At 28.6% G+C, this 21,054-nt stretch carries 23 protein-coding genes; 20 read left to right on the top strand and 3 right to left on the bottom strand.

All coding sequences use genetic code 11. The features are described from left to right. The first annotated feature begins 129 nt into the window (after window positions 1-129). The 18 genes from L3B96_RS00900 to L3B96_RS00815 all read left to right on the top strand — a co-directional run bounded on the left by L3B96_RS00900 (window position 130) and on the right by L3B96_RS00815 (window position 14,204). Window positions 130-894 carry a cobalt-precorrin-6A reductase gene (locus L3B96_RS00900; protein ID WP_238858650.1) on the top strand — a complete coding sequence of 255 codons (765 nt, stop codon included), beginning with the start codon at window positions 130-132 and terminating at the stop codon, window positions 892-894. Between the two features lie 109 nt (window positions 895-1,003). Next, window positions 1,004-1,192: a GNAT family N-acetyltransferase gene (locus tag L3B96_RS00895; RefSeq protein WP_238858586.1), complete on the top strand. Its 189-nt coding sequence runs from the start codon at window positions 1,004-1,006 to the stop codon at window positions 1,190-1,192. A gap of 4 nt (window positions 1,193-1,196) precedes the next feature. Then, window positions 1,197-1,358 (top strand): hypothetical protein, encoded by a 162-nt coding sequence (locus L3B96_RS00890; RefSeq protein ID WP_238858585.1) that lies wholly within the window; start codon window positions 1,197-1,199, stop codon window positions 1,356-1,358. A gap of 501 nt (window positions 1,359-1,859) precedes the next feature. After that, entirely contained in the window at window positions 1,860-2,027 is a 168-nt protein-coding gene (locus L3B96_RS00885) for a hypothetical protein (RefSeq protein WP_236895180.1), read from the top strand. A 72-nt stretch (window positions 2,028-2,099) separates the two neighbouring features. Beyond that, window positions 2,100-2,279, top strand: coding sequence for a hypothetical protein (locus L3B96_RS00880; RefSeq protein WP_011968594.1), 180 nt, complete (start codon window positions 2,100-2,102; stop codon window positions 2,277-2,279). 533 nt (window positions 2,280-2,812) lie between these two features. Further along, entirely contained in the window at window positions 2,813-3,778 is a 966-nt protein-coding gene (locus L3B96_RS00875; protein WP_238858584.1) for a glucosaminidase domain-containing protein, read from the top strand. Between the two features lie 74 nt (window positions 3,779-3,852). Next, on the top strand, window positions 3,853-4,944 hold the full coding sequence (cobT, locus tag L3B96_RS00870; protein ID WP_171788696.1) for a nicotinate-nucleotide--dimethylbenzimidazole phosphoribosyltransferase: 1,092 nt from the start codon (window positions 3,853-3,855) through the stop codon (window positions 4,942-4,944). A 418-nt stretch (window positions 4,945-5,362) separates the two neighbouring features. Further along, window positions 5,363-5,893, top strand: a complete 531-nt coding sequence (locus L3B96_RS00865; RefSeq protein ID WP_171788695.1) for a cob(I)yrinic acid a,c-diamide adenosyltransferase — start codon at window positions 5,363-5,365, stop codon at window positions 5,891-5,893. 38 nt (window positions 5,894-5,931) lie between these two features. After that, window positions 5,932-6,471, top strand: a complete 540-nt coding sequence (locus tag L3B96_RS00860; protein ID WP_238858583.1) for a bifunctional adenosylcobinamide kinase/adenosylcobinamide-phosphate guanylyltransferase — start codon at window positions 5,932-5,934, stop codon at window positions 6,469-6,471. Continuing rightward, window positions 6,468-7,226, top strand: coding sequence for an adenosylcobinamide-GDP ribazoletransferase (locus L3B96_RS00855; RefSeq protein ID WP_171788693.1), 759 nt, complete (start codon window positions 6,468-6,470; stop codon window positions 7,224-7,226). Before L3B96_RS00860 ends, L3B96_RS00855 begins: the two co-directional genes overlap by 4 nt. A 15-nt stretch (window positions 7,227-7,241) precedes the next feature. Beyond that, entirely contained in the window at window positions 7,242-7,628 is a 387-nt protein-coding gene (locus L3B96_RS00850; protein ID WP_171788692.1) for a bifunctional adenosylcobinamide kinase/adenosylcobinamide-phosphate guanylyltransferase, read from the top strand. Between the two features lie 53 nt (window positions 7,629-7,681). After that, a complete protein-coding gene (locus L3B96_RS00845; protein WP_077830309.1) occupies window positions 7,682-8,290 on the top strand; it encodes a histidine phosphatase family protein in 609 nt (202 codons plus the stop codon). Between the two features lie 56 nt (window positions 8,291-8,346). Next, window positions 8,347-9,294, top strand: a complete 948-nt coding sequence (cbiB, locus tag L3B96_RS00840) for an adenosylcobinamide-phosphate synthase CbiB (RefSeq protein ID WP_238858582.1) — start codon at window positions 8,347-8,349, stop codon at window positions 9,292-9,294. 189 nt (window positions 9,295-9,483) lie between these two features. After that, window positions 9,484-10,569 (top strand): threonine-phosphate decarboxylase CobD, encoded by a 1,086-nt coding sequence (gene cobD / locus L3B96_RS00835; RefSeq protein WP_238858581.1) that lies wholly within the window; start codon window positions 9,484-9,486, stop codon window positions 10,567-10,569. Window positions 10,570-10,645: 76 nt separating this feature from the next. Further along, window positions 10,646-11,383, top strand: coding sequence for an immunoglobulin-like domain-containing protein (locus tag L3B96_RS00830; RefSeq protein WP_077830306.1), 738 nt, complete (start codon window positions 10,646-10,648; stop codon window positions 11,381-11,383). A 20-nt stretch (window positions 11,384-11,403) separates the two neighbouring features. Then, entirely contained in the window at window positions 11,404-12,066 is a 663-nt protein-coding gene (locus L3B96_RS00825) for a diphthine--ammonia ligase (RefSeq protein WP_238858580.1), read from the top strand. A 106-nt stretch (window positions 12,067-12,172) separates the two neighbouring features. Beyond that, a complete protein-coding gene (locus tag L3B96_RS00820) occupies window positions 12,173-13,672 on the top strand; it encodes a cobyric acid synthase (protein WP_077830305.1) in 1,500 nt (499 codons plus the stop codon). Between the two features lie 16 nt (window positions 13,673-13,688). Beyond that, entirely contained in the window at window positions 13,689-14,204 is a 516-nt protein-coding gene (locus L3B96_RS00815; protein ID WP_077830304.1) for a hypothetical protein, read from the top strand. Window positions 14,205-14,404: 200 nt separating this feature from the next. Here the strand turns inward: L3B96_RS00815 and ytaF are convergent, their stop codons facing one another. Further along, the gene (gene ytaF, locus L3B96_RS00810) at window positions 14,405-15,031 is read right to left on the bottom strand and encodes a sporulation membrane protein YtaF (protein WP_011968608.1); all 627 of its coding nucleotides are present in this window, start codon (window positions 15,029-15,031) and stop codon (window positions 14,405-14,407) included. A gap of 310 nt (window positions 15,032-15,341) precedes the next feature. Here ytaF and yidA point away from each other — a divergent pair, with 310 nt between their 5' ends. Continuing rightward, window positions 15,342-16,154 carry a sugar-phosphatase gene (yidA, locus tag L3B96_RS00805; RefSeq protein WP_238858579.1) on the top strand — a complete coding sequence of 271 codons (813 nt, stop codon included), beginning with the start codon at window positions 15,342-15,344 and terminating at the stop codon, window positions 16,152-16,154. 460 nt (window positions 16,155-16,614) lie between these two features. Then, the gene (locus tag L3B96_RS00800) at window positions 16,615-17,721 is read left to right on the top strand and encodes an HD-GYP domain-containing protein (RefSeq protein WP_017211561.1); all 1,107 of its coding nucleotides are present in this window, start codon (window positions 16,615-16,617) and stop codon (window positions 17,719-17,721) included. A gap of 45 nt (window positions 17,722-17,766) precedes the next feature. Here the strand turns inward: L3B96_RS00800 and ade are convergent, their stop codons facing one another. Continuing rightward, entirely contained in the window at window positions 17,767-19,536 is a 1,770-nt protein-coding gene (gene ade, locus L3B96_RS00795) for an adenine deaminase (RefSeq protein WP_077830301.1), read from the bottom strand. A 258-nt stretch (window positions 19,537-19,794) separates the two neighbouring features. After that, window positions 19,795-20,853 (bottom strand): lactonase family protein, encoded by a 1,059-nt coding sequence (locus tag L3B96_RS00790; protein WP_077830300.1) that lies wholly within the window; start codon window positions 20,851-20,853, stop codon window positions 19,795-19,797. Window positions 20,854-21,054: the final 201 nt, after the last annotated feature.

Genomic DNA, 21,054 nt, shown 5'->3' with positions numbered 1-21,054 from the left:
GATAGTTTGTATTTAGGCATATGAAAGAAAATAATGAGTTGATGATGAACTACATAAATTTGAAATAAATTAGCATGGTTGGCTTATTGTTTTTTAAAATGTGTCTTGGCAATCTGGAATGGAGAAAGTATGATTGGATTTATCTTAGGAACTTCAGAAGGAAGAAAAATTTTATCGTTAATAAATAAATACACTAATGATATTGCTGTTACAACTGCTACAGCGTATGGAGGAGAGTTACTCAAGGAATTTAATATAAAGCAGCTAAACACAAAGCCTTTGAATGCAGAAGAAATGCTAAAATGGATAGAGGTCAATCAAATTGATATGCTAGTTGATGCCTCTCATCCTTATGCACAAGAAGTTACAAAGACTGCATTAGAGTGCGCAAATTATCTTAAGATTAAGTATATAAGATATGAAAGATTAGGTGCTCTTGAGCGTATTACTGGAGAAGATATAGTAAGAGTTAAAGATTATGACGAGGCTATTAAAATTATAAAAAATATAGACGGAAATATTTTAAATACTACAGGCGGAAATAATGTTTCTAAGTTTGTAAATTTAGAGTTTAACCATAGAGTGATACATAGAATTTTACCATCACCTAAAGTATTGGAAAAGATAGTCGAGAAGGGAATTAATATTAAAGATATTATAGCACTTCAAGGTCCCATATCTTATGAACTGGAGAAAGCATTTATTCGCCAATATAATATTAAGGCAATTTTGACTAAAGACAGTGGTAAAGAAGGTGGAGTTCTAGAAAAGCTTAAGGCAGTTCGGGAAGCCAAGATTAAATTAATAGTAATAGAGAAACCAAAATTTAATTATGAATTAGTATTTAATCATGAAGAAAAATTAGTAGAGTTTCTGATGAAAGATAAAAAATAAATTGAGGGTAAAAATGAATTATATAGTCAAAAGAACCACTTAGGAAGATGTAGATTTTAAGTTTTTAGAGAAGCAACTTGATGAGGAGTTATTCGAAATATATGGGGAGATGCAAAATAATTATTCATCACACAATACAGTTAGAGATCTAAAGACAATTGTAATATATGATGACAAAAAACCAATAGGTTGTGGATGCTTAAAATTTCTTGATTATGATTTAGCAGAAGTGAAGAAGGTATATGTATCATTAGAAGATAGAGGCAGAGGGGTAGCTAATTATAGTAAAAGAAATTGAAAAGTTGGCAATTGAAAGTAATGTTAAAAATATTATTTTACAGACAGGAAGCAGGCAAAAGGCAGCTGTTAGTTTATACGAGAGTATGGGCTATAAGTTAAGTAAAAACTATGGACCATATATAAATGATAGTAATAGCATTTGTATAAAGAAAATTGTTGGATAGAAAAATTGGTTATGAGATGTTAATATAGCTATAAAAGTGTTTTCATTGAAAGAAAATAGATAAAAGGGGGAGATTCTTACGGAAAGTGAAGAGAAACTGTCATTTTACGATGAAGAATTAAATGAAATTGGTATAGCTTCTCGTTCAGAAATACATGCAAATGGACTTCTACATAAGGTTGTTCATTGTTGGATAGTAGATGAGTCTAGCAATGAAAAATGGATATATCTTCAACAGAGATCATATAAGAAAAAAGATTTTCCAGGATTATATGATATATCAGCAGCAGGACATGTTGATATTGGAGAGGAAATAGAAAATGCATTAAAACGTGAAGTTAAGGAAGAAATAGGAATAGAAATTAATTCTAGGAACTTAAGATTTGTTGGAAGTATAAGAGAAAAACTTAATCTAAATAGCTTCTTAAATAATGAAATATGTGAAGTATATTTATATAATATAAAAGATCCTAAATTTAATATTGGATCTGAAGTGGAAAAGATGGTAAAGCTATCAGTTAGTGAATTTAAGAAGCTGGTATTAGGTCGCTATGACTATATTATGGCTTTTTCAATTGATGAAAAGTTAAAATTTAATATAAGAGCTCATGAATTTTGTGTACACAAGAAAGAATATCTAAAATCAATAATAGATTTTATTGGAAAATGATTATTGATTAAATTATCTTTTTGGAATATAATCAAAGAAAATAAATAATTCATACTGAAGGGAGTTAAAGTAATGAGCGTTAAAGAAAAAGTTTTAGAAGTTATGAGAGAGGCTGGAAAGCCAGTTAGCGCAGGTGAGGTTGAAAAGTTATCTGGTTTAGATCGTAAAGAAATTGATAATGCATTCAAGGAATTAAAGAAAGAAAGCGCTATTATATCACCAGTTCGCTGCAAATGGGAGCCAGCAAACTAATATACATGATAATTAAATTGAAGAGTACTCTTGGGATAATGATGATATCACAAAAAGAGGCTCTTTATTTTTTTGCGAATATATATTGCAAAAATAATTCTTTATCATAATTCTGAAAATATTGAAAGAATTTTAGCAGTAATTGCGAATTGTGAAATCTACATTATGAATTATGAATTGCAACATATATACGATTTTATGTTAAAGAAGCTAGCTGTTAGTTCATTAATAATTTTTTTAGTAATTACACTTGAAAATATATTTAAAAGAATAAGTGATTGTCGAAATATTATTTAAAAAGTAATAGAAGTTTAATAAAAATAGTTATCTGAAATTTATATTTACATTATATAATTTAAATATATAACTTATAGATAATATAAGTTATCATTAAACATTGGGTTACTGAAATTCCGAATGTAATTTTATTATTTTAGCATAACATTTTATAGCTTATTAAGAGAAGTTTTTTTGGCTATGATTGTTCATTTATAATCATATATTTTTTATGTGGGATGAAAGGGAGAATTATTATGAACACGAGAAAAAGAAAAAGAGGATTTAAAAGAGTTATACTAAATATTATAGCATTTGGTATTATAGCCTTTGCTATTTTTGGAGTTTATAGCGGCTATATGGCAAAATATAATAATATAAACCTTAAGGATTTAAACACAAAAATGTATATACAGGATGCAGATAATGCGAGCAAAGGTAAACTTCAAGTAAATTGGAAGTTCATGGCGGCTATTGATGGTGTTAGATATAAAAATGATTTTTCTAAAGCAACAGATAGTAGCATAAATCAATTAGCTAATATGTTCATAGATAAAAATAGTAGTACAAGCATTAAAATTAAAAATAGTCAATATAAGCTCGTTGACTTGGATACAGTGTTAGATAAGCTATCTTTTGATAAAGAACAAAAAGAAAAAGTATATGAGTATTTAGATGATTTAAAATATATTGGATCTCAAAAGAATAATTTAAAAGATGAATCTAAGCAAGGATTTATTAATGATTTATATCCAGAGGCAATTGAGATATATGATAAGTATGGTATTCTTCCTTCTATAACTATTTCGCAGGCAATATTAGAAAGTGGCTGGGGAAAATCAGATTTAAGTACCAAAGCCAATAATCTATTTGGAATAAAAGCAGATTCAGGATGGACAGGGAAAAAAATTAAAATGAGTACTTCAGAGTATTATAAACAAAAAATCGAGGATTACTTTCGGGTATATAGTAGTAAAGAAGATTCCATGAAAGATTATGGGGAATTTCTCAGCAATAATAAAAGATATAAACAAAGTGGAGTTTTCCAGGCGGCTGATTATCTAGATCAGGCTAATGCTATAGAAAAGGCTGGATATAGTACAGTTGAAAATGACAAGGGAGAAGAAATTTATTCGAAACTTCTGATAGGAGTTATTCAAGAACAAAATCTTCAGCTTTTAGATTTCGAATGTGAAATGAATTATTTTAAAGATAAAAAATAAATTATACACATTTTTTATGAATTTATGTTATATTAAAACAAAAAATAATAGCGTATATAATTGGGGGAAATGAAATGAACATTAATTCTAAAGAATTAAGAGATATTATTAATAGTATAAGAAAAGCAGATGCTTATGTAATCGCTGAAGCAGATAGAAGAATGACATCACTTGCAAAGCCGCTTAAGAGTTTAGGAAAGCTAGAAGAAATTGCTATAAAACTTGCGGGCATTACAGGAAAAGTGAAAAATAACATAACAAAAAAAATGGTTATAATAATGTCCTCAGATAATGGGGTGGTTGAAGAAGGAGTTGCTTCTGCGCCTCAATCGGTAACGTTAGCACAAACAATTAACTTCACAAAAGGATTAACGGGAGTAGCAGTTCTTGCAAAAGAAAATGATACTGAGCTTATGGTGATAGATGTTGGCATTAACTGTGATTTTAGCTATCCTGGTGTAATTAATAAAAAGATAAGAAAAGGAACTAATAATATTGCAAAGGGGCCTGCAATGACACGTGAAGAAGCAGAGAAAGCAATTTTAATTGGAATAGAGTCTGTTAAAAATGCGAAAGAACTAGGCTATGAAATTCTTGGTGTTGGAGAGATGGGGATTGGCAATACTTCTACTAGTAGTGCCGTGTTGTCAGCATTAACAGACGTAAGAGTGGAAATAGTTGTAGGAAGAGGTGCTGGAATCACAGACGAAGCATTTGAGAAAAAGAAGGAAGTTATTAAGAAAGCAATAAAGGTGAACAATCCAGCAAAAGATGATCCAATAGACGTAGTTTCGAAAGTTGGAGGTTTTGACTTAGCAGCTATGGCAGGAGTTTTTTTAGGCTCTGCTTATTATAAAGTTCCAGTTGTTATTGATGGCTTTATATCAGCAGTTGCTGCACTTATAGCATTTAAATTAAATTCAAAAGCTAGAGATTATATGTTTACTTCACATGATTCAAAAGAATTAGGATTTAAAGTTGCAATGAAAGAGCTAAGCTTAAGTCCAATATTAGACTTAGATATGGGACTTGGAGAAGGAAGTGGATGCCCATTAGCATTTTCAATAATGAAATCTGCATGTGCGGTTATGAATAACATGGCAACTTTTGAAGAAGCAGAAATTAACGACAGTTATTTAGATGAACTTAAGGCTATGAATAAATGATAAATATTTAAATGATTGTAGGGGATTAAATTAACTATTTATAATTTAATAAGGCACATGAAAGTAAATAATAAGTAAAAAACTACTAAGGAATGTTTTTTTGTAGAAAAGTTCCGTATTGCAGTATAGATGCTCTTTTCATAAGCGTATAGCTGTTTTTTATAAGTGGTATATTTCTAGTCGTGCAAGGAAGTAAAAGATCATCATAGTGGGGTTAATATGGAATTTAAAGAATATGTTATAATAACTGTATACTCTATGAAAACATGAGTATGTAAAGCGGTTAAAACTTATGATATTATGTTTTAATAATTTGATAATAATATATTTGTTTTGACAAATGCTTATAGAGTAATGATTAAGCAGCATTTTTGAATATAAAATTACTTATTTTTATGAATAAGAAAGGAGAGTGTTTATGGAATTAGGACTTATTCATATTTATTGTGGAGATGGAAAGGGCAAGACAACAGCGGCTATGGGCCTCGGAATGAGAGCTGTTGGACGTCAAAAGAAAGTTTTGTTAACACAATTTTTAAAGGATAATGAAACGGGTGAATTAAATTCTATTGATAAGCTAGGAAATGACTTTGAAGTTTTTAAAGGTGCTCCAGTAAAGAAATTTTTTAAATTTATGAGTGAAGAAGAGCAGATAGAGACTAAAAGAGAGCATGAGGAAAGATTTTCTAAAGTTACTAAGAAGGCGATAGAAGAAAATTTTGATTTATTAATATTAGATGAAGTGATTGCATCTACTAATTTAGATTTAATTTCTTTAAGTAAGGTAATAGATTTTTTGGAAAACAAACCCAAAGGATTAGAAGTTGTTCTAACTGGAAGGAATCCTAATGAAAAGTTAGTTGGACTTGCAGATTATGTTTCAGAAATTAAAGCTGTAAAACATCCATATGAGAAAGGAATAGGCTCAAGGATAGGTATAGAGAAGTAATTTATTTTTATTAGTATTTTGGGCTTAAATTAGAGTATATGAATTATTTAATAATTGGAGGTTCTAAGAGTGGTAAATCAGAAGTTGGAGAAAGAATAGCTCTATCCTTAAATAGAAATGAAGTTATATATATTGCCACTATGAATCCATATGATAGAGAAGATGAAGAGAGAATAGAGAAACATAAAAAAAGTAGAGAAGGATTGAATTTTAAGACACTAGAAGTTCCTCGAGATTTGGATAGTGTGATTAATATGATCAATTGCAAGGATACTGTACTTATAGATAGTATAACTTCCCTTTTGACTAATGAGATGTTTGTTGAAAATCATATTATAAAAAATCCTTCTCATAAGATATTAAGTGATATAAAGCAAGTTATGAATAATGCAAAGAATGTTGTTATTGTGAGTGATTACATATTTAATGATGCAATACAATATGATGAAATAACTGAAAATTTCAAGAAAGAACTAGCTATTATAAATAGAGGTTTAACAAAGTATTGTGGGAATGTTATAGAATGTAGCTTCGGATTAATTAAGTATATTAAACATGAGGAGAAAGTAACTTTATGAAGAAATTATACAAAGGATTTATTATGGCATTAAGCATGTTTACGATACTTCCAACTCCATATGTTGAATGGGACGATGATGGAGTAAAAAATATGATGAAATTTTACCCACTGATTGGATTAATAATTGGAATCTTGTGGAGTATAATATATTATTTAGCGAGTATATTAAATATCTCAATAATTTTAAAGAGTTCGATAATTACCATAGTACCATTTATAATAACAGGAATGCTTCATTTAGATGGTTTTATGGATGTTTGTGATGCAATTCTTTCAAGGAGAAGTAAGGAAGAGAAACTCAGAATACTTAAAGATTCAGCTACAGGAGCGTTTGCAGTAATATCCCTAGTGATCTTGTTCTTTTTACAATTTGGAGGGGTATATTCTATTTTAGAAAAGAATAATTCTCTTTATACATTAATTTTGATTCCAATAATAAGCAGAAGTGTTGTAGCGTATTATCTTTTAAGCAGAGCAACTATAAAAGAAAGTACTTTAGGGACTTACTTTAAAAAAGGGACTAATGTTTATGATAAGCTTATTATGATAATAACATTGATAATAACATTGATAATATCAGTAATTTTATTAAATATTTATGGAATAATATTAGTTTTATTAATAAGTTTAGGAATTAAATTGTCAGTAGAAAAATGCAGAAAAGAATTTGGTGGAATATCTGGAGATGTTGCTGGATTTGCTTTGGTCATAGGTGAGGTAGTTGGAATATTAATACTAGGAATAATTCCGTAAGGGGAAGGGGCATTTATGAAATTAATTTTTGGTGGAGCCTATAATGGAAAATTAGATTATGTAAAAGAAAAATATAAAGTAAGTCATGAACAAATATTTTTCTGTAGAGATGAAAATATAGAATATAATAAGGAAATCATATGTGGATTACATATTTTTGTTAAAGCGTGTATTTCTAATAAGCTTAACCCAATAGAAGCTTTAAAAGATAAAATGGATTTGTTAGAAAATAAAATAATAATATGTGATGAAATAAATTCCGGAATTGTTCCAATCGAAAAAATTGATAGAATATGGAGAGAAGAAAATGGGCGATTACTTCAGTTCCTAGCAAAGCATTCTTCTCATGTATGTAGAATATTTTTCGGAATTGAAGAGGAATTGAAAAATAATACAATTTAAAGAAAGAGGTAAAGTAGTTATAGATTTAATTAAAAATCTATAACGATTAAGATATGAAAGAAATTAAGTTATATTTGGTCAGGCATGGAAAAACTTATTGCAATGAAAGACGATTATATTGCGGTAAAAGTGATGTTGAATTAAGTGAAAGCGGGAAAGAGCAATTAAGGGAAATTTCTAGAAGGGTTAAGTATACAAAGTGCGATTTTTACTTTACGAGTGGGGCAAAGAGAGCAAATCAAACATTAGAAATTATTTGTCCGAAGAATAAGTATGAAATTCTAAGTAAGTTTTTTGAGTATGATTTTGGTGATTTTGAATTAAGATCATATGAAGAACTAAAACTGTTAAAAGAGTATATAACTTGGATAGAAGACAAAGAAGAAAATGTAAAATGTCCAAGCGGAGAGAGCAGAGCAGAATTTAGAAAAAGAGTTAATGATGGATTTATGGAGCTTATAAATTATCTCATTAAAGAAAATATAGATACTGCTTTGGGAGTTATTCATGGAGGAAGTATAGGTATACTATTAGAAATGTTTTATGATAGTAAGAAAAAATTCTATGAGTGGCAGCCTAGCAATGGAGAAGGGTACGAACTTACAATAAAAATAAGAAAAGATGAACAATTTGAAATAGAAAATGTATCTCAAATACAGTAAGAAAATATGATTAGAATTATTTTTGAGATGCGAAAGAAAATAACGAGGAGAACTATATGATTGAACTTAGTATAGGATTTGTTTTGGATTTATTAATTGGGGATCCTAATAATCCGTTTCATCCAGTTAGAGGAATTGGATATGTGGCTAAAAAACTTGAAGCAATGTTTAGAAGAATCCTTAGAAAGCATTTAAAAGCAGCAGGTCTCATTGTATGGATTCTTACTGTGTCAATAATATTTGCAATTGCATTCGCAATTGTTAACTTATCGAGAGAATTCAATATTTACTTTGGAATTATTTTAGAGGGGATTTTGATATATTTTTGTATATCATCGAAAGCATTAGTTGTTGAAGGATATAAAGTAGTTAAGTTTTTATTAATAAATGATTTAGATGGTGCAAGAAAGCAGTTATCATTTATAGTTGGGAGAGACACTGCAAGTTTGAGTAAAGAAGGAATAATAAAAGCAGTTGTTGAAACTATAGCAGAAAATATGGCTGATGGGGTCATAGCTCCGTTATTTTATGCTATGATTTTTGGAGCGCCTCTTGCATTTGCATATAAAGCAGTGAATACATTAGATTCGATGTTTGGATATAAGAACGATGAATACATAGAGTTTGGATATTTCCCGGCGAAATTGGATGATGTTTTTAATTTTATTCCAGCTAGGATAACGGGCATGTTGATAATATTAGCTTCTGCATTTTTAGGATATGATTATAAAAATAGCTTTAAGATATATAGAAGAGATAGATATAATCATACAAGTCCTAATAGTGCACATCCAGAAGCAGCTATAGCTGGTGCATTAGGGGTACAGCTTGGAGGGGCAAATTATTATTTTGGAAAACTTGTAAGTAAGCCTACAATAGGAGATAAAATTAAAGAAATTGATATTAATGATGTTAAGAAGACTGCTAAGGTTCTTTATTTATCATTTTTTATAGGATTTGTGTTCACTTTAATATTTAGAAAGCTAATGATAACAATGTTTTAAATGTCAGAAATTTGAGTGGTTAACGAATATTATAATATAGAGATGTGAGAGTTAATATTAAATTGAAATTAATGTATATATTGAAATAATAAATTTATATTTAAGCGTATAGCAAGCTAAAAATAAATTAAGATTGAAGTGGAGAAATTTAATTGAAACATATATGCACTATGCATAGGGAGGAAAGTCATGGCAAGCTTTGGACATGGTGGAAATGCTAAAGAAATAAGTAGAGAAAACAAAATAAATTACAAAGACATAATTGATTTTTCAGCTAATATTAATCCATTGGGAATGCCAAGGGGGGTAAAAGATGCGATTATTGAAGGTATAGATGAAATTGAGAAATATCCTGATATAACTTATTTTGAGCTCAAGGATTCAATAGAAAAGTTTGAAAATGTTAGCAAAGAAAATTTGATTTTAGGTAATGGAGCAGCGGAAGTTTTATTTAATGCAGTAAGAGGAGTTAATCCAAAGAATTCATTAATTTTGGCTCCAACTTTTTCAGAGTATGAAGAGGCAGCAAGGGCAATAAATAGTAATATTATTTATTATAATTTAAAAGAGGAAAATGATTTTAATATAAAAGAAGATATTCTACAGGATATAAATGAAAACTTAGATTTAATATTTATATGTAATCCAAATAATCCAACAGGTGTTATAACTGAAATAGAGTTATTAAAAAGAATTTTGGACGAAGCAGAGATAAATAATGTTAGGGTAATAATAGACGAATCATTTTTGGATTTTGGAAAAGAAAGCTTTTCTATGATTCCATATATAGATGAATATAAAAATTTAATTATAATAAAATCTTTGACCAAATTTTTTGCGCTTCCAGGTATAAGAATCGGTTATGCTATTTGCAGTGATTTAACATTAAAAGAGAAGATAGAATCTATATCTCCAGCTTGGAATATAAATATCTTGGCAGAAATAGCAACAAAAGCAGCACTTAATGAAAAGAATTATATAAAGAAATCTATAGAATTTATAGACCATGAAAAAAAATACCTTTATAATGAAATAAGAGAAATAGATGGAATTAAAGTCTTTGAACCAAGTGTGAATTTTATTTTATTAAAGACCCTGATAAAAATAGATTTGAAAAAAGAACTATTAAAGAATAATATATTAATTAGAAGTTGTAGCAATTATGTTGGATTAGATAATAGATATTATAGAGTTGCTGTACGAAGTCATGAAGAGAATTACAGACTGATAAAAATAATGAAAAATATATTTAAAATGCACAGAACTGAACAATAATTTAAGTTATGTATAGGATAATTTTATTGTTGGAATCAGATGAAATATTAAGCTTTGATAATGAGAGGAGCAGGATATGAATAGAAAATTTATTGCTTCAATAATGAGCGTGTTTGTAGGGATGAGTGTAGGAATCTCTAATAAAGTTAATGCAGAAATTAACAATGGCTGGATCAATAACAATAATGGCTGGAGTTATTATGAAAATGGCAGTGTAAAGACTGGATGGGTAAATGATAAGGGGAATTTTTATTACCTTAAAGACGATGGGAATATGGCTGTAGGATGGATTAATGTTAATAACAAGTGGTATTATATGAGTGAATCTGGAGCTATGAAAACAGGCTGGGTTCAGTATAAAGGAGCTTGGTATTATTTAAGCCAAAATGGAGAAATGGTTTCCAATGATACTGTGGATGGATACTATTTAGGAGTAGATGGATCTTGGGTTGAAAAAAACTCAACTAATGATGTGACGGAAGTTAATGATGAATCTAAAAATAATATTACTATGAAAACAGAAAAAACTGAATATGGTCTAAATACTAAAGAAATTACTGTGTATATCACAAACAATGGAAAACAATCAGCTTATTATGGAGTAGAATATGCAGTTGAAAAATTTGTAGATAATAAATGGAGTAAAGTCCCTTTTAAAGAAGAACAAATGTTTATAGAAATCGCTTATAATTTAGAGCCGGGAAAAACAAGTAGTCAAGTTATTTCTCTAGAAAATTTTGAAAATTTAACTGCTGGGAAATATAGAATAGTAAAGTTTAGCGGAAAATGTGCTGCTGAATTTGAATTAAAGTAAAAACAAATAAGAGGGGTAGTATGGATAAAGAAAAAGTTGTAGTTTCATTCAGCGGGGGAAAAGATTGTACTTTAGCCTTGTATAGGATGATTAAAAGTGGTTATAAAATAATAGGATTATTAGTTACGTTTGAAAGCAAAAAAGATTCGTATTTTCATAAAATACCAAGGAATGTTTTTCAGGATATTTCTAAAGAATTGGAAATTCCACTTATTGAAATAGATTGTAGCAATAAGAATAATTATGAAGAAGAATTTGAGATGGCATTAAAAGTTTCAAAAGATAAAGGTGCTGAAATTTGTGTATTTGGAGATATAGATATAGAAGCACATAGAGGTTGGTGTTTAGATAGGTGCAAGGCAGCAGAAATTAAAGGAGTATTCCCTTTATGGCAAGAAAATAGGGAAAAGCTTACTAATGAATTTATAGATTGTGGTTTTAAGGCTATAATTAAAAAGGTAAATCTAAAGGCGCTAGGAATAGAGTTCTTAGGAAAAGAATTAACAAAAGATATTGTTAATGAAATAAAAAACTTAGGATGTGATCCTTGTGGAGAAAATGGAGAATATCATACATTAGTTTTTGATGGTCCTATATTTAAGAGTTCAATCAAATTTAATAAGAGTGGTACAGAGATTACAGAGAATTATGGATATTTAACAGTAAACGGATTATTAGATTAAAGATATAAATTAGAAAAATAATTCAAAATTTGAATTCAAATGTTGGAAATCAGAGATTAAAAATAAATGTTAAGTATTGGAACTCGAATTTGAGGGGAGTAAAGAAATGGATAAAAAAAGTATAATGTTTTTAGGTACAGCGTCTTCTGTTGGTAAAAGTACTTTAGTAACAGCCCTATGTAGATATTTAAAAAATCAAGGGTTAAATGTAGCTCCTTTTAAGGCCTTAAATATTTCATTAAATTCTTATGTAACAAAAGATGGATTAGAAATGGGACGAGCTCAAGTAGTTCAAGCAGAGGCTTGCAAATTAGAGCCAGATGCATTGATGAATCCGGTTTTGCTAAAACCAAGTGGTGAATATACACAAGTAATAGCAGATGGAAAAGTTTTTTGTAATATTGAGCCTTATAAATACAAGGAACTTAATGAAACTTTAAAGGTCAGAGTTAAGAAAGCTTATGATAAGCTAAGCAAAAAGCACGATGTAATTGTACTGGAGGGATCTGGGAGTTGTGCCGAAATAAATTTGAAAGATAGCGATATATCTAATATGGCTATGGCAGAAATTGCTGATGCACCTGTAATTTTAGTATCCGATATTGATAGAGGTGGAGTTTTTGCATCTATAGTTGGTACAATTCAATTATTACCCGAATCAGAGCGTGAAAGAATAAAAGGGGTAATAATTAATAAGTTTAGAGGTAATATAGAACTATTTAAACCTGCAATAAAACAGTTGGAGGATATTATAAATATTCCAGTCCTTGGAGTTATGCCATATGAAAAATTTGATATTGATGATGAAGATAGTGTAACTGAAAGAATTAGGAACAAAGAAGAAGTTGGAACTTTAGATATTGCTATTATCAGGCTTTCTCATATGTCAAACTTTACTGATTTTAGTATTTTAGATAGAATTCCAGATGTGACTATACGATATGTGGATAAACCTAGTGAATTAAAAAATCCAAATTTAATTATAATACCTGGAACAAAGAATACAATTGAAGATTTAAGAAGTATGAAAGAAAATAAATTATTTGATAAAATAAAAGAATTAAAAGAGAGTGGTACACCCATTTTAGGAATTTGTGGAGGGTATCAAATGCTTGGAACGTTGATACTCGATAAATTAGGCGTTGAGGGTAATATATCTCAAGAGGATGGTTTCGGATTTTTGGATATAAAGACACGATTTAATGAGACGAAAGTTACAAAGCAGACTAAGGGAAATATTTTATGTGATCTAAAATCAATTAAGTCTATAGAAGGTAGCACTATAAGTGGCTATGAAATTCATAATGGAATAAGCAAGATTGGTAAGAAAGCAATACCTTTTATTAAGGATTTAGACGGTGATATTGTAGGTGTATGCGACAAAGAAAGAATTGTTGCAGGAACTTATCTTCATGGTATGTTTGATTCAGAAGAATTTATAAGTTCATTTGTTAAATCTCTTAAAGAGAACAACGATATTGTTGTTACAGAAGATATAATTATAGAAAAAGTAAATGAATATAAAGATAATGAATATGATAGATTATCTAAACTTTTTGAAGAAAATATAGATATATATCAGTTGAGAAAAATAATGGAACTTTAGGAAGAAGGGGATAGAGATGTTAACGGCTACTGAAGAGAGATTATTAGAATATATAGAAGAACGCGCAAGAGCAAATGTTAGAGGTAAAACTTTCTATAAGATGACGGATATATTAGAGCAAGCGTTTTGGATATCTGAAGAAAAGGCATATGAGGTTTTAAAGAATATAATAGCTAGAAAAAATATAGGAAATTCCAAAGATGCTATTATAGATGAATATATTGATATGCTTAAAAAAGGATATGGATCAATACAAGAACAGGTAGATTTATTTGGTGGGGATAAGTATACGAGTGTTATGTATGCAGCTGAAAGAAGGTTAAAGCAGTATGAAGGTGGTACGTTTTTTGATCTTCTTAGAGAAGTTTATAAAATCCCAGACGAAGAAATTATGGAGGTAACAGAAAAGTATTTAAAGTTTTTAAATTCTCCAATATTTTCATATAGGTTAGAAAAGGAGACCTTTCATAAGTTTCTACAATCAGACCTAGAGGAATTAGATAAGCAGTTCAATAGGTTTGTAAATTTATAGTATTAAGTTAAAAATAATTATTAAGCAGAGCAGGTTGTAGTTAAGAGGTAATAATTGCGATTTTAAGCATTAGAAATAAATTTAGATAAATAGAGCATATATGTATTCTAAAGAATAAAGAAAATAATAGATGCAATTTTTATACCCAGTTTTTATAGTATTCATGTAATAATATACTATATGAACTGGGTATAAATTTATCATTTTAATACTCTAAGTATTGCTAATAATATAAGTAGAGCTCCTGATAACCAAGATAATTCAAGGTGTACTTTTTGAGCAAATTTTCGTCCAATAACTACCCCAAGAGATACTAGAGAAACTCCTATGATAAAGCATAATACTAAAACTTCCGTATAGTTAATGTTACATAGGCTAGACCCAATTCCTACTGCAAGACTATCTAATGATAATGCTAAACCTAGATAAAATGATTCTTTAATATTTAGGCATTTTGAGTTATCAAAGTCAGCTTTTATTTCATCTGCATAAACTTGTAGGACAAATTGAAAATCAAAGATCTTAAATGTTAAGGGACTATCGGATTTTGAGCATTTTGAAATATATGATTTAAAAATATATTCAAATAATCTATATATTCCAAGTAACATCAAAAGTACAAATCCTAAAATTGCGGGAAGGTTACTTGGGAGTATGCTTTTAACTATTGAGCCAATAAGTAAAGAACAAGCAAGTGTAATGGTGCATACTAAATTTATTACTACTGCGCATATGGGTGGAATACGAATTTTCGAAGTACCATAAGCAATACTTGCAACAAAAGAATCTATGCATAACGAAGATACTAATAATAAAGACTCAAGCATAACTATTACCTCATAAGTTTTAGATACAATTCATGATATGAAAGAAAACTACTATTAGTTACAAATTTTGAGGTTTTATATTATTTTGGAATAGATTTATTAATAATAATTGAAATTCCTATAGAATCCCTGTAAACTATAAGAAATAGTAACAGTGAATATATAATATATTGTTGTAATAACATATTCATATATATAGCCTTTGGTAATTTAAATATTTATAATGTAGCAATCTAATCGCAACATATTATATCTAAAAAAAATACCAATAAATATGCTGTAAATTATATTATATAAATGGAGGAATAAAATGTATAAATTACTTGCACTAGATATGGATGGAACTTTACTTACAACGGATAAGAAGGTTTCAAAAAATACTGAGGCAGCTATAAAAGCTGCAGAAAAAAAGGGTGTTAAGATAGTATTAGCATCAGGAAGGCCATTAGATGGATTAAATAGGTATTTAGAAGAGCTTGATTTAATAAAAGGTGAGGACTATGTACTTAGCTTTAATGGCGGATTAGTTCAAAATACTAGAGGAAAAATTGTCTCAAAGGTATGCTTAAAGGGAAATGATTTAAAATATATATATGAAATAAGCAAGAAACTTAATGTAAATATACATGCTTTTTCTGCAAAGGATGGATTAATAACGCCTAAAACTAGTCAATATACGGAGTATGAAGCTACAATGAATGGAATTGATATTACTATTAAGGACTTCAATGAAGTTGATGACAATGAAGATATTATAAAAGTCATGATGATAGATCCACAAGAAATATTAGATCCAGCCATAAAGGAATTACCTAGTGAAATTTATGAGAAATATAGTGTGTTTAAAAGTGCACCTTACTTTTTGGAATTTACTCATAAGGAAGTAGATAAAGGACTTGGATTAAAAAAACTTGGCGAATATCTTGGGATAAAACAAGAAGAAATAATTGCATGTGGAGATGCTGGTAATGATTTATCAATGGTAAAGTATGCTGGTCTTGGTGTAGCTATGGGAAATGCTACTGAAGAAATTAAACAAGCTGCAAATTTTATTACTGATTCAAACGATGAAGATGGAATAGTAAAAGTAATAGAAAAATTTATTTTAAGTGAATCTAAGTAGGAATTTATAGGAAATTGTTTTATTTCTATTGCCTAAACTACATTTTGATAGGCGATATAAAACAATTTCTTTTTATTCTTTGGTAACTGCCTATCAAGGCAAAGCCTTCAAAGAGTATAATGAAAGTAGTTTTATTTTCGCAGGAAATTTATAATACGTTGAAATATATGGACATTGTGTGGCTTGTGAGTATAATTAATATAATAGCCTACGCAAGTGATGGCTGAAAAGAATAAAAACAATAAAAAAATAAATAGATTTAATTAATGAAATTTGATGTTTAAGGTAATATAATATATTTATGCACCTATACGGTAGGATTAATTTACTTAATAATTAAAAAATTAAATTAATTGTTTGGTTATTGTTAGGTGTTATATAAAGAAAGGCTATGTACATATGGTCTATATTTAGGGGTATGGTATAAATAATAATGATTTATTTAGGGGGAATATAAGCTTTGAGATTAGTCCCAATTGAAAACGTAAAGCCAAACACAGTACTTGGAAAATCGCTGTATGACATTAATGGTAGAATTCTACTTAGAGCTGGAGTAGTTTTAAGAGAAAATACAATTGCAAAAATAAAGGAAATAAATATTTTATCAATATATATAGTTGATAAATATAGTAATGAAGAAATTGAAGATATTATTAAGCCAGAACTTAGACAAAAAGCAATTATAACAATAAAAGAAGCTTTTTCTAACATAGGAAGACTTAATAATAATTCAGTAAGGAATAAAGAAAGTGATTATACTTGGCAAGAGCAGAGTTATTTTTATAATATCGGAAAGATGGCAGTAGATTTAATTGATGATATCTTAAATCGAAGGGATGTAATGCTTGCATTAGTAGATATACGAAGTATGAATAATTATATGTATTCTCATTCTGTAAATGTTGCAGTAATATCACTTACTATAGGAATTGCTCTTCAACTATCAAAAAAGAAATTGGAAGCTCTATGTATAGGCGCATTGATACATGATATTGGAAAATCACTAGTACCTAGAGAGATATTTGATAAACAGGGAAGTTTAAGTGAAGAAGAAAAAGAAATATTAAAACAACATCCAAGACTTGGATATAAGTATTTATCAACTACTTATAATATTAATAGTCTAAGTAAATTAATAGTTCTTCAACATCATGAAAGACCAGATGGAAATGGATATCCAGATGGATTAACTAAGGATAATATTATTGAACTAAGTAATATTGTAAGTATTGCCAATGTATATGATAATTTATCAACAGACTTGCCGAATAAAAGAGCAATGTTTCCAAGTGATGTACTGGAATATTTAATGTCGAATGCAGGAACAATGTTTGATTATAATATAGTTAATATATTTTGTAGAATAGTAATTCCATATCCAAAAGGAACTATTGTAGAATTAAGCACAGAAGAAGTTGCTGTGGTTGAAGAAACAATACCAGGATTCCCGCTCAGGCCAACTGTAAGAGTAATAGAAAGTCCTAGGGTAAGTAGAATTAGTATGAAAATTGATCTTATAAAAGAAATTTCAATAGTTATTACTGGGGTGAAATATGAAATTGATTAGTATAAGCATATAAAGGCAATCTTAATCTAAAGATTGCCTTTATAACTATTCAAAAATGTCAATAAACTTAAAATTGATAACATCAAATAAACCTTTATCTGTAATCTTTAAATCTGGTATTACTGGTAATGATAAAAACGATAATGTTAAAAATGGATTGAAATCAATTTGTGGTGCTATGATTTTGATAGCTGAATGGAGATTTTTTAAATCAAACTCAATTTCACCATATGTTCTATTTGTCATAAGCCCACCAATTTCAAGTTTAATATGAGCAAGAATATTTTTATCTTTAACCACAATTATGCCGCCGCCCATTCGCTCCAATTCCTTAGCAGCAAATAGCATATCTTTATCATTTGTTCCAGCAATTATTAAATTATGGGAATCATGAGCAATGGTGGTTCCAATTGCACCTTCCGAAATTCCTAAACCTTTTAAGATTCCAAGTCCTAAATTGCCAGAAGCCTTATGCCTTTCAATAACTGCGATTTTTAATAAGTCATATTCAGTTGATGAAGTGAAAAATTTATAATCACTACCTTTTATTGAATTAATATCTGAAATATTGAGCTTTAAATGAATGCTTTCTAATTTGTTTGGAATTATTTCTATTGCATTCAATATCTTTACATCTTTATTTGGTATATTAATTTTAAAACTATCTTCACTTAGTGGTGGAAGATTTATAGAATTATAAAAAGCATTGTTATTTGCGTTTTTTACTAAATTTGTATCGAAATTAACAAGTTTATTATTGTTTACAACTAATTTACCTTCTTTATAAACTTGAGATATTTTAAATCTTTCTAAGTCATCTAATAATATAAAATCTGCAATGTATCCAGGGGCAATTGCTCCTTTGTTATTTAGTTTATATAAGAGAGATGGATTTAGTGTTGCCATTTGAATAGCTGTTTCTGGATTTAAATTAGAGTTGTTTATAGTATAAATAATTGAGCTATTAATTGATCCATTGGCAGCAATATCGTCAATATGCTTATCATCAGTGCAGAAGCAAAATCTATTACTATTAGATTCATTGACTGCAGGTAATAATTCTTTTAAGTTTTTAGCAACGGTACCTTCTCTAATTAGAATATACATACCACGTCGGATCTTATCAAGAGCTTCTTCAGCATTATTACATTCGTGATCAGTTAAAATATTGGCGGTCCTATAGGTGTTTGTCATCATAGATGTGAAGCCAGCTCCATGACCATCAATAACTTTATTATTAGTAATTGAATCGCATATCTTATCAATTATCTTATCATCACATTCTGAGACAGAAGGATAATCCATAACTTCAGCTAAACCTAAAACTTTATCATTTTTATAAAAATCTTTTAAGTCCTTAGAGAGCAAAGTTGCACCAGAGCTTTCAAAGCTAGTACCAGGAACACATGATGGAAGCATAAAATATATATCAAATGGGATGTTTTGTGAAGAATTAAGCATGAAATTTATACCATCAGCTCCCATAACATTTGAGATTTCATGAGGATCTGCAATAACAGATGTGATTCCGTTTAATAATGCCAGCTTGCTGTATTCAGTAGGTGTGACCAAACTGGATTCTATATGGCAATGGGAATCAATAAGTCCAGGACAAATATATTTGTTAGTTCCATCTACAATTTCATACCCATCATAGTCACCAATACCAACAATATATCCATCTTTAATACCAATAGTATCTACGAATCTATTCTTATTAAAAACATCAATTATGGTAACATTTTTAATTACGAGATCACATTTTACACTTCTATTAGAAGCTTTAATATGATTTATTAATGTATCTTTATTCAAATAAAAGTCCTCCTTATTACGAATTTTTATTAGTTATATTCACTGTATCTAAAAAATATATTGCCTTATTATAATTGAAATTTGTGAATATTGTCAAAAGTAAAAATGTTTACAAATAAAAAAAAATATATTCTTACTTTTGAGAACGTTTAGACATAAAGGCTTTATACATAATATGGAGATAAGGAAGTTAGGTGCATATTATAAGCTTAGATTATAATATGCACCTAACTTTTAGTTATATGATTAATTATTTAACTAAATAAATTCTATACATGTTGGAGTGGGGATGTTTTTAGATTTTATAAAAGTTAACTCTCCTGTTATTGAATTAATAGAAAATATAGATATATTATCGGAATTTTCATTAGCACAAAGTAGAAATTTACCAGATGGATCCAATTGAAAATCTCTAGGAGAATCACCATTACAAGAAATAGTGTCGATATACTTTAGCTTTCCATTATCTGAATTCATATGGAATAAACTTAAAGAATTATTTCCTCTATCCGAAGTATAGAGAAATTTATTATTCTTGTGTATACGAATTGCGGAACCAGATTTTGTCCCTTTGTAGTCCTTTGGTAATGAACTTAAAGTTTGAATATTTTCAAAAACAATATTTGAGTTTGCTTTATAATCAAAAACAAATATTTCAGAAGTTAATTCACTTAAAACGTAGTAATAGTGTTTTCCATTAGCATAAGTAATATGTCTTGGCCCTGTGCCGGCAGGGAATGCATAGCTTAAATTTTCATTTTGATATAGTTTTCCATCTTTTATTGAAGAAACTATCATTTTATCAATCCCTAAATCAATAGATAAAATATATTTGTCATCATCAGTAAACATTGAGCAATGAATATGAGGTTTTTCTTGTCTCAATTGATTTACACTAGAGCCACTATGACTTCCAAGCATAGGAGAATTTAAAATTAAGCCATCTAAAGTTTTGTAGACAAACATCTTGTTTTCATGATAGTTTGAAGAAATTAAAATCTCATGACTGTTATTTAGACTTACATGACAAGGTGGTTTTTCTTCTGAAAGATTAGAGTTTATTAAGTGTAGTTTATTATCTTCTTTCCAATATTTAAATGAAGATACCCCAGCTTTTTCCTTGATTTTACATGTTGAATAAAGAATGTGCCGTTCTCTATCTAGAGTTAGATATGTAGGATTCTCTATATTGTAAGCTAAATTGATATTTTCAATATTGCCTGAAATTGTATCAAAATTAATTCTATAGATTCCTTTACTTTCATTTTTGGTATAAGTTCCAATAAATCCAACTGAAATATTTTCTTTTAGTACCATTATATATGCCCCCTTTTATTGTATATCTATTAGTATAGCATAAATGGAAGTAAAAGATATTTATGAAATTTTGCAGAAATCTATTGATTTTAATCATTTAATTATAGTAGTAGAAGAAATAAAAAAAATTAATAATTGTGTATAATTATTAATGTCAAAATACAATTAAATAATAGTAAATTTTTGTAAATGATTAATTGT

The sequence above is a fragment of the Clostridium sp. YIM B02569 genome, assembly GCF_022320765.1.
GTDB classification, from domain to species: domain Bacteria; phylum Bacillota; class Clostridia; order Clostridiales; family Clostridiaceae; genus Clostridium; species Clostridium beijerinckii.
This window is presented reverse-complemented; position numbering and strand designations above follow the sequence as displayed.

Coding starts and splice junctions, on each gene's coding strand:
- L3B96_RS00895 (WP_238858586.1), top strand. CDS start 1,004: ATGCAAAATAATTATTCATCACACAATACAGTTAGAGATCTAAAGACA.
- cobD (WP_238858581.1), top strand. CDS start 9,484: ATGGCAAGCTTTGGACATGGTGGAAATGCTAAAGAAATAAGTAGAGAA.
- L3B96_RS00845 (WP_077830309.1), top strand. CDS start 7,682: ATGAAAGAAATTAAGTTATATTTGGTCAGGCATGGAAAAACTTATTGC.
- L3B96_RS00885 (WP_236895180.1), top strand. CDS start 1,860: ATGGTAAAGCTATCAGTTAGTGAATTTAAGAAGCTGGTATTAGGTCGC.
- L3B96_RS00880 (WP_011968594.1), top strand. CDS start 2,100: ATGAGCGTTAAAGAAAAAGTTTTAGAAGTTATGAGAGAGGCTGGAAAG.
- L3B96_RS00875 (WP_238858584.1), top strand. CDS start 2,813: ATGAACACGAGAAAAAGAAAAAGAGGATTTAAAAGAGTTATACTAAAT.
- L3B96_RS00900 (WP_238858650.1), top strand. CDS start 130: ATGATTGGATTTATCTTAGGAACTTCAGAAGGAAGAAAAATTTTATCG.
- yidA (WP_238858579.1), top strand. CDS start 15,342: ATGTATAAATTACTTGCACTAGATATGGATGGAACTTTACTTACAACG.
- L3B96_RS00850 (WP_171788692.1), top strand. CDS start 7,242: ATGAAATTAATTTTTGGTGGAGCCTATAATGGAAAATTAGATTATGTA.
- L3B96_RS00820 (WP_077830305.1), top strand. CDS start 12,173: ATGGATAAAAAAAGTATAATGTTTTTAGGTACAGCGTCTTCTGTTGGT.
- L3B96_RS00865 (WP_171788695.1), top strand. CDS start 5,363: ATGGAATTAGGACTTATTCATATTTATTGTGGAGATGGAAAGGGCAAG.
- cobT (WP_171788696.1), top strand. CDS start 3,853: ATGAACATTAATTCTAAAGAATTAAGAGATATTATTAATAGTATAAGA.
- L3B96_RS00790 (WP_077830300.1), bottom strand. CDS start 20,853: ATGGTACTAAAAGAAAATATTTCAGTTGGATTTATTGGAACTTATACC.
- L3B96_RS00860 (WP_238858583.1), top strand. CDS start 5,932: ATGAATTATTTAATAATTGGAGGTTCTAAGAGTGGTAAATCAGAAGTT.
- L3B96_RS00830 (WP_077830306.1), top strand. CDS start 10,646: ATGAATAGAAAATTTATTGCTTCAATAATGAGCGTGTTTGTAGGGATG.
- L3B96_RS00815 (WP_077830304.1), top strand. CDS start 13,689: ATGTTAACGGCTACTGAAGAGAGATTATTAGAATATATAGAAGAACGC.
- ytaF (WP_011968608.1), bottom strand. CDS start 15,031: ATGCTTGAGTCTTTATTATTAGTATCTTCGTTATGCATAGATTCTTTT.
- cbiB (WP_238858582.1), top strand. CDS start 8,347: ATGATTGAACTTAGTATAGGATTTGTTTTGGATTTATTAATTGGGGAT.
- L3B96_RS00825 (WP_238858580.1), top strand. CDS start 11,404: ATGGATAAAGAAAAAGTTGTAGTTTCATTCAGCGGGGGAAAAGATTGT.
- L3B96_RS00855 (WP_171788693.1), top strand. CDS start 6,468: ATGAAGAAATTATACAAAGGATTTATTATGGCATTAAGCATGTTTACG.